10 protein-coding genes are annotated in these 7906 nt (G+C 37.1%); all 10 read right to left on the reverse strand.

Features of this window, described 5'->3' with window-relative positions; translation table 11 throughout:
• Nucleotides 1–97: 97 nt before the first annotated feature.
• Entirely contained in the window at nucleotides 98–1123 is a 1026-nt protein-coding gene (gene mnmA / locus RQ763_RS07220; protein ID WP_314152069.1) for a tRNA 2-thiouridine(34) synthase MnmA, read from the reverse strand.
• A gap of 17 nt (nucleotides 1124–1140) precedes the next feature.
• Complete coding sequence (locus RQ763_RS07225; RefSeq protein ID WP_314152059.1) at nucleotides 1141–1911, reverse strand: TIGR00730 family Rossman fold protein; 771 nt, start codon at nucleotides 1909–1911, stop codon at nucleotides 1141–1143.
• A 20-nt stretch (nucleotides 1912–1931) separates the two neighbouring features.
• Nucleotides 1932–2792: a flagellar motor switch protein FliY gene (gene fliY, locus RQ763_RS07230; protein WP_314152060.1), complete on the reverse strand. Its 861-nt coding sequence runs from the start codon at nucleotides 2790–2792 to the stop codon at nucleotides 1932–1934.
• Nucleotides 2785–3921: a flagellar motor switch protein FliM gene (gene fliM / locus RQ763_RS07235; RefSeq protein WP_314152061.1), complete on the reverse strand. Its 1137-nt coding sequence runs from the start codon at nucleotides 3919–3921 to the stop codon at nucleotides 2785–2787. Before fliM ends, fliY begins: the two co-directional genes overlap by 8 nt.
• A 1-nt stretch (nucleotide 3922) precedes the next feature.
• The gene (locus tag RQ763_RS07240; protein WP_314152063.1) at nucleotides 3923–4606 is read right to left on the reverse strand and encodes an RNA polymerase sigma factor FliA; all 684 of its coding nucleotides are present in this window, start codon (nucleotides 4604–4606) and stop codon (nucleotides 3923–3925) included.
• Nucleotides 4603–4887, reverse strand: coding sequence for a hypothetical protein (locus RQ763_RS07245; protein ID WP_294930497.1), 285 nt, complete (start codon nucleotides 4885–4887; stop codon nucleotides 4603–4605). The genes RQ763_RS07240 and RQ763_RS07245 overlap by 4 nt, the downstream gene beginning before the upstream one ends.
• A 70-nt stretch (nucleotides 4888–4957) precedes the next feature.
• Nucleotides 4958–5833 carry a P-loop NTPase gene (locus RQ763_RS07250; RefSeq protein WP_314152064.1) on the reverse strand — a complete coding sequence of 292 codons (876 nt, stop codon included), beginning with the start codon at nucleotides 5831–5833 and terminating at the stop codon, nucleotides 4958–4960.
• Entirely contained in the window at nucleotides 5830–7104 is a 1275-nt protein-coding gene (gene flhF, locus RQ763_RS07255) for a flagellar biosynthesis protein FlhF (RefSeq protein ID WP_314152065.1), read from the reverse strand. The genes RQ763_RS07250 and flhF overlap by 4 nt, the downstream gene beginning before the upstream one ends.
• Entirely contained in the window at nucleotides 7101–7589 is a 489-nt protein-coding gene (gene folK, locus RQ763_RS07260; RefSeq protein WP_314152066.1) for a 2-amino-4-hydroxy-6-hydroxymethyldihydropteridine diphosphokinase, read from the reverse strand. The genes flhF and folK overlap by 4 nt, the downstream gene beginning before the upstream one ends.
• A 4-nt stretch (nucleotides 7590–7593) precedes the next feature.
• Nucleotides 7594–7906 (reverse strand): type II 3-dehydroquinate dehydratase (locus RQ763_RS07265; protein WP_314152068.1); only part of this gene is annotated, 313 nt, incomplete at its 5' end.

Raw genomic sequence — 7906 nt, forward strand, 5'->3', positions numbered from 1 at the left:
GAGGGGAATTATAGGGAAGTTATGCTTATTTATTTCTTAATTTGTGAGAGAGTTTGTAGAAGAATTTTATTTGGAGGTTTTAAGAGAAGAATTGTCTTTAATTTTCCTCTATCCAACCGCCGCCGATTAGTTTTTTGCCATCATAAAAAACTGCCGCCTGTCCGGTTGCTACACCAAATACACTCTCTTTTAAAGTAACATATGCTTTGTTCTCTTTTACTTCAACATGACAAGGAACGGCTTTAGTTCTATATCTCAACTTAACAGTGATATCAAACTCTTTTTCATCGGTATAAAGATTCAAATTATTAAGAACCACGCTGTGGCAAGCCAACTCTTCTTTTTTTCCAACAATAATTTGGTTTTTTTGTGCATCAATGCTTAATACATAGTGAGGATCATGCGCACCTCTGACCGTAAAACCCTTTCTTTTGCCGATTGTGTAATGCATGTAGCCTCTATGCTCTCCGACCACATTTCCGTCTTTATCGAGCACTTGACCTATTTTGTCTACTTCAACATAATCTTTTAGCAGGTCGGTATAGGTTGTCTCAACAAAACATATCTCTGATGATTCGCCTTGAGATGCAAACGATTCTAATCCTTCTATTGATGCGGCTAGCTTTTTTATGTCACTCTTTTTTTTATCTCCAAGCGGAAACAGTAATCTTGGCAAAATAGTTTTATCTACATAAAAGAGAAAATAGCTTTGATCCTTTGTATCATCATCGGCTTCATAGAAATATTTTCCGTCTGTTTTTATATAGTGACCCGTAGCTATATAGTCTGCGCCTATTTTATCTGCAAACCTCACCATCTCGCCAAATTTCAGACTTCTGTTGCACAATGCGCATGGATTTGGTGTTTTTCCCTCAGCATAGGTATCTATAAAAGGTTGAAAAACTTCTCTGTTAAAAGCATCTTGTAGATCAAGCACATGCAGTTTCATACCGACAAAGTCTGCAGCCTTTTGTGCTCTTGCTTGATTAATCTCATGATAACCCGGCTTGGAGTGAAGCTTCATATAGAGTCCCTCGACGTCATAACCTTGCTCTTTTAGCAGCAGTGCCGAAACTGTAGAGTCAACTCCTCCGCTCATTCCGACAAGAACTTTTTTACCCATACTTTCTTTTTTCATAATTACTTTAACTTTTTTTCAATATTTTTATCTCTAGAGAACTCTTCTAATGTTTTGTAGTACTGTGTATCTTCAAGTTTATGCTCTCTAAGAAATTCAATCTGTTCCAATATAGACACTTCTAATTCATCTACTACATGTTGGAGGTTATCTGTGAGTCTAATCTGCTTAAAATCCTCACTGCTTATCATACCTTTCTTGAGTAATTTTTTTTCTACAAAATCAAGAAGCGGCTTATAATATTCAATTCCAACAACAAAAATCTTCACACCGCTTATTTTTTTGGTTTGTATAAGCGTTAATGCTTCAAATAGCTCATCGAGAGTTCCATACCCGCCAGGAAATATTACATAACCGATAGAGTACTTGACCAACATCACTTTTCTTGAGAAAAAATAGTCAAAATTCAGATCCGTAGTCGTATACTTATTTGGAACCTGCTCAAAAGGAAGATCTATATTAAGACCTATTGATTCAACATCTTTGTGCTCATATGCCCCTTTATTAGCGGCTTCCATAACCCCGGGTCCACCACCCGTCATAATATTGAATCCTCTTTGGGAAAGCATAGAAGATAGTTCTTGTGCCTTTTTATAATACTTATTTTTACTATTCACCTTAGAACTTCCAAACATGGTAACCGTCGGTCCAAGTTCCCCTAGTTCATCAAAACCCTTTACGAAGTCGGCAACAATCTTAAAAACGCTCCAAACATCCGCTGATTTAATCTCTCTTATATACTTTTTTGTTAAATCATCTTTTTTTTTACGCATATAAACTACTTTCTATTTTTCTATGATCTTAATTGGTTTAATCTCTCTCTTTTCGTTCCGATTGTAGTGATTTGAACCCCAAAATTTCCATCTACTATAACGACTTCGCCCTCAGCAATTACATGATCATCCACCAGTATCTCTAGTGGGTCATTTGCAAGTTGATTTAACTCTATTACAGATCCTATATCCATATTTAAAACATCTTTTAATAGCATCTTCTTCTTTCCAATCCTAACCTTTACCGGGAGTTTTACATCCATAATAAGGGATATATTGTTCATCTCTTCACTATTTAATGAAACAGAGGGCATTGTATCTCCAGAGCTGTTTGAGTCTGATTTTTGTTCACTGTTTGAAGCTTTTCCTGTTTTAAATATCGCATTTTGCAAATTCTCATCCATTATAAACATAAAAAGAGATTTGAGACTTTCTATACTAAAATTGTATACAAACATTTTACTGTAGTTCTCTAAGGAGACTTCCTTGTTCTCTCCGATATAGTCAATTTTTTCAATATAAAAAGATAATACGGGAAGCTCTTTTTGAGCTGAGAGCGTATTTGATATTGCGCCAAATATATTTGAGACTATCTCTTTTACCGCATCTAGATCATCTTCACCCACATCTTCTCTCTCGCTTGCCTCTTCGCCCATCATCATATCGGATAATGATGTGACAAGATTTGGTGTTAGCGCGACCATTACGGAAGCATCGATGTCACCGCTAACGCTTATGTTTAAAAGTACAATAGGAGGTATGATGTTGGATATAATGCTTAACTCTTGCTCCTCTTTGAGTTCAAGTGATGGAGCCTGACCTATCAGTGCCTCTATTGTTGCTACCGTTTCATCTTCAAACAGCTTCATAAAACTACTCATCTTCTATCCCTTTTTTACTTTTTTTATCATACTCATAATCATCTTCGTTTTTATCTTCATCAGCATTAAAAATAATATCTTTTACGCCAGATATTTTTTCCCGTCTAATTGTTTCAAAATTCTCTAGAGCACGCTTAACCGCATCTTTTTCTGTATCAATTATCTCTGTGATTTGAATAGATTTTCTAAATCTCCTCAAACCTATTTTTCCGCGAAATCTATCTTTACCGTCTACACACAATGTAACTATATCATTAGCAGCATTGTTTAGCCTTAGTATATCTCCGTTTTGCAGATCCAAAATATCTCGAAGCGAAAGCTCTGCATCACCGAGCATTGCCTCAAGACCTACTTTTGCACCACCAAGAAGCACATGCAACTCTGTATTTCTACTCTTTTTTGTGCTTGTTTCATTAAGCATCAAATCTCTGCTGGCAAGTTTTGGCAAAACAGGCTCTAACGCAATAACCGGATAACAGATGTTCATCATTCCTGAACTCTGCCCTATAATAATCTCCATAACAACCATAACGACAATTTCGTTTTGAGCAACAATCTGCACAACGTTAGGGCTCGACTCTTTGGATTCTATATTTGGAAATATATCCATAACAGGTCCCCAAGCCTCTTTTAGAGTTGCCATCATAACTCTTAAAATAGTCTCAAATAGGCTAAGCTCAATATCGGAAAATTCACGGCTTGCATCAAACGGTTCGCCTTTTCCGCCCAAAAGACGATCAAGCATAGGAAAAGCAATGGAAGGGTTTATCTCGATAACTCCGCTTCCCTCCAAAGGTTTCATAGAAAAAACGTTAAAACTTGTAGGATTTGGCAGTGACATTAAAAATTCGCCATACGTCATCTGGTCAACTGAGTGAAGTTGTATCTCAACGATTGAGCGCATAATAGAAGATATCTGAGAAGCTAACGATCTAGCCATTTTGTCATGGATGCTGCGAAATGCACGAAGCTGCTCTTTTGAGACCCTGTTTGGTCTTTTAAAATCATAAAGAGTTACCTGTCTTTGAGATACTAAAGAGTCTTCATCTCCCTCAAGTATATCATCTCCCTCATCATCAACAACATCTAAAAGCGCATCTATCTCTTCTTGTGAAAGTATGTCTGCCATCTTAAGCTCCTACACTCTCTTTAATTTTATGGATAACCGACTTATGGATTTGAGAAATTCTAGACTCTGTAATATCCAAAATTTCGCTGATCTCTTTTAAATTTAGCTCTTCAAAATAGTAAAACTGTATAACCAGTTGCTCTCTTTGACTATAGCGACTAAGAACAGTTTTTATATTCTCTATAAGCTCTTCTTTTTCTATATTGGCAATAGATGAGCCCTCATCTCCAACTTGCAACTGATCTTCAAGAGGCATAACGGTATAGATTGTTGATGCTATTCTTGCTTCATGTATCTTCTCTACACTCTCATCCAAAATCTCAGCCAACTCCACGTCACTCGGTTCTTCATTGTGCAACACTCTATACTCTTCTATTGCATAATCTATCGCTTTTACAAGTTTTCTGCTGGCACGGCTGAGTATGTCAAGACTTCTTAGATAATCAAGCATAGCACCGTAGACTCTCTTCTTGGCATACCCCCAAAAAGAGTCATTTAAACCCTCATCATACCTACGTGCCAGTTTTATAAGCTCTTCCGTGCCTATAGCCGAGAGATCCATGCAGTCAATAGAGCTTGGAAGTCTCTCTTTTAACCTAAAAGCCATTGCTTTAACCGCAGGCAGATACTGTATTGCAAGCTCATCTTCTTTATGTTTTAAATCTTGCGTGTATGCCGAAATCATGAACTCTTCCTGTTCTCTTGGCTGTTTACGCTGATTGCTATATCTGTAATTTTAATAGCTGAGTCTATAATTTTTTCTCTCTTATTTATCTCATTGGCAAAAATGTCAAGTCTTTTTTCATGCGACTCTTTTGGGAAAAAGTATAACTTTCCAACGGATGTTTTGTAGTACAGTGAGACTATTATATGGGAAAATAGATAAAAAAATGTAGTTATTAAAAATGTATATACCAAAAGACCTTCTGCATCAAATGATTTTAATACACCAAATACTATTCCCATAAAAAAACCCTGAATAGTAAAAAAGTATATAAAGTTCTCACCCAACATATAAAAAAGCCTTAAGTTTAATTTAAAAATGCTTTACTAATCGCTTAAAAAGCCCGGATAACCCGCTTTCACTAGGCATAACAAGCACATCTCGTTCCAAATTTTTACTTATTGCGTTGGCAATTAAGAGAATATCTTTATGAACTGTCGAACCAGGATGCATAGCGCTAAAAAGAGCTCTCTGCTTTACACAAGAGGAGACTTTAATATCGCTATTGATTTTTCCCAAAAGCTTTATGTTCAGTTTTCCCCCTATATTTGCCGATGCGACTTTTTTAATCTTTTCATATACCGCAACTGCCTCTCTCTCGCTCTTTACTTGGTTCATAATGAGATTTATATCATCTCTAAAAGTTGCTATTGTTTTTATGGTCGCATACGCATCTGTTATTGCAGCCGGGTCCGGAACAGTGACAACTATAACGTCATCGGCAACATCCAAGAACATTCTTATATGCTCTCCTATACCGGCTCCCGTATCAATTATCATAACATCGAGCTTGTCTAAGACTTCAGCCTCACTCATAAATCTCTCAAAAAGAGCTTTATCTGAGTATTTCAAAATCTCATCGCCGCTCTCTCCGGGAATAAGTATAAGATTTCTGGTAATAGGAATCAAAATATCTGAAACGGTTGCTTCGCCTTTGAGTACATGCAGGATATTTTTCTTAATTTTAACATTAAACATAACATCCAAATTTGCAAGACCTATATCTGCATCAAAAATCCCGACATTTAATCCGTTTTGAGAAAGAACATAGGCAAGGTTTGAGCTGATTGTGCTTTTTCCGACTCCGCCTTTTCCGCTTGTAACTGCAATAAAGCGTGTTTTTTTAGACTTCTTAGCAGCCGAGGAAGAGATAAGCTCTTCTAACTTTTGAGCCTGATGTCCTATCATGCCTTGCTCCTGTTAAAGCCGTTTAACAAACACTCAACTAGAAAATCACTGCTTGCGCAGACTAAATCTTCAGGCACTTCCTGTCCGACAGAGAAGTAGCTTATAGGTTTTTTTGTCTCATAGGCGAGAGAAAATATATTGCCAAAACCTCTTGTTTCATCTAGCTTTGTAAACATCAAAGTGTCAACTTTTAGCGTTGAAAAATTATCGTAAGTAGCTTTTAAATCCTCATACTTTATAGAACTTGGCATTACCAAAACTACATCGATGTTATATTTGACGTCGTTTTCATCAAGACACTCATAGATTTTCTCTATTTTTGTTCTGTCATAAGGACTTGAACCCATCGTATCGATAAGTATATAATCACAATATCTAAGTGAATCGAGCGCACTTGCAAAATCTATGGGGTCTACAACAGTTTCAATGCCAAGTTTCATCATTCTAGCATACTGCATAAGCTGCTCAACCGCACCTATGCGGTAAGTATCAAGCACAACCAACCCTACTTTATACTTCTTTTGCATGAGGTAGGAGTATCTTGCCGCCAATTTTGCTACCGATGTAGTTTTGCCGACGCCCGTAGGACCTACGAGCATAATGACTTTTTTATTTCCTATGGAGGGGGTGCTCTCTAGTCTGATTGGCACCATTTTTCTAAGAACAGTCTGAAAATATCTTTTTACGGTTGCCGAACTCTCTCTCATTCTAAAGGGCATATGTTCAAGCGTCATTCTCATAATGGCGTCAAGATGATCCCGATTCATGCCGCTTTGAGAAGCAAGACGGTAAATCTCTGCAAACTCAGATGGGATATGGCTCTCAAGGTTAGGGGCTTTTTCATCCCAAAACATATTTTGAATAACCTTGACCTTATCGCCGAGTTTTACAATTTCAGACTTTATATCTTTGAGCTCTTTAGGTTCAAACAGCATCTGAGATCTACTCTCTTGGTGTTCATGCAGAGGCTCTTTTACATCCGCAATCTTGGATATCTGTCTTGCTGCGTAGGAGATGTCATACAAAACATCTGCACTCTTTTGGGTAAGCGGTCTCTCATCTTTTTGTGAAGATTTTGTTTTTTGATATGTGGCATGCGCCGTAGAGTCACCCTCGATTCCCATGACTATCTCATAAATAGGCTCTCTGCCCAATGATTTTTTCTGGATCTCTTTTGTGTCTATATGAAGCATTTGGCTATAGTTAACATCCATCTTGGCTTTTTTCAATGCTTCTGAGGGTGTTCTTCCGGTAAAAGTTAAAATCTTCATCTCTGTATATCCATCAATGGTATCAACACGCTCTCTCTCTCAAACCACTTTGCATGCGGTATTTGAAGTTTTTGTGTCTTCACTACTCTGTTATCAAAAAAAATTATATCCAAATCTAATGTCCTTGGAGCATTTGCAAAACTTCTTTTGCGCGCAAATCTTTTCTCTAATCTCATTAAATAGCCTAAAAAAAACTTAGGTTGCATGCTGGTTTTAAGCATAACGACCGCATTAAAAAAATCATCTTGATTTGCAAAACCAAAGGGAGGATTTTTCAAAATCAGTGATGTCTGCAAAAGGCTTACCTGTCTATCTTTTTTGAGATAATTATACAAATGGATCAATCTTCTTTTGACATCGCCGATATTTCCGCCTAAACCTACGGTAGCAATATAGCGGTGTGAGTTATTTGGACTATTTTTGTAGCTATCGCGTAAATTCTTAAAGGTCTGCAACTCCTCACTTATTTTACGCTTTACATACATAAAATTAGTTTTCCTGCGCAGCCTGAGACTGTTGTTTTTGCATCTCTTGAACTGCTTTTATCTCATTCATAATCTGTACCATTCCAACCATTGCAAGGTGGTATCCAAAAGGACCAAATCCGATAACAGAAGATGTACAAACAGGAGCGACCATATTTTGCTTTCTAAACTCTTCGCGGCGATGAATATTGCTAATATGAACCTCAATAGTAGGAAGATTTACAGCAGAAATAGCGTCACGAATCGCTATAGATGTGTGAGTATACGCCGCAGGATTAATAATTATACCGTCTGCATCTCCATAACACTCTTGAATT

The organism is Sulfurimonas sp. (assembly GCF_032250635.1).
Classification (GTDB): domain Bacteria; phylum Campylobacterota; class Campylobacteria; order Campylobacterales; family Sulfurimonadaceae; genus Sulfurimonas.

Bases quoted from the DNA above. Each gene is read 5' to 3' on its own strand.
- fliM (WP_314152061.1), bottom strand. From the start codon at position 3,921: ATGGCAGACATACTTTCACAAGAAGAGATAGATGCGCTTTTAGATGTT.
- fliY (WP_314152060.1), bottom strand. From the start codon at position 2,792: ATGAGTAGTTTTATGAAGCTGTTTGAAGATGAAACGGTAGCAACAATA.
- RQ763_RS07240 (WP_314152063.1), bottom strand. From the start codon at position 4,606: ATGATTTCGGCATACACGCAAGATTTAAAACATAAAGAAGATGAGCTT.
- flhF (WP_314152065.1), bottom strand. From the start codon at position 7,104: ATGAAGATTTTAACTTTTACCGGAAGAACACCCTCAGAAGCATTGAAA.
- mnmA (WP_314152069.1), bottom strand. From the start codon at position 1,123: ATGGGTAAAAAAGTTCTTGTCGGAATGAGCGGAGGAGTTGACTCTACA.
- RQ763_RS07245 (WP_294930497.1), bottom strand. From the start codon at position 4,887: ATGGGAATAGTATTTGGTGTATTAAAATCATTTGATGCAGAAGGTCTT.
- RQ763_RS07250 (WP_314152064.1), bottom strand. From the start codon at position 5,833: ATGATAGGACATCAGGCTCAAAAGTTAGAAGAGCTTATCTCTTCCTCG.
- RQ763_RS07225 (WP_314152059.1), bottom strand. From the start codon at position 1,911: ATGCGTAAAAAAAAAGATGATTTAACAAAAAAGTATATAAGAGAGATT.
- folK (WP_314152066.1), bottom strand. From the start codon at position 7,589: ATGTATGTAAAGCGTAAAATAAGTGAGGAGTTGCAGACCTTTAAGAAT.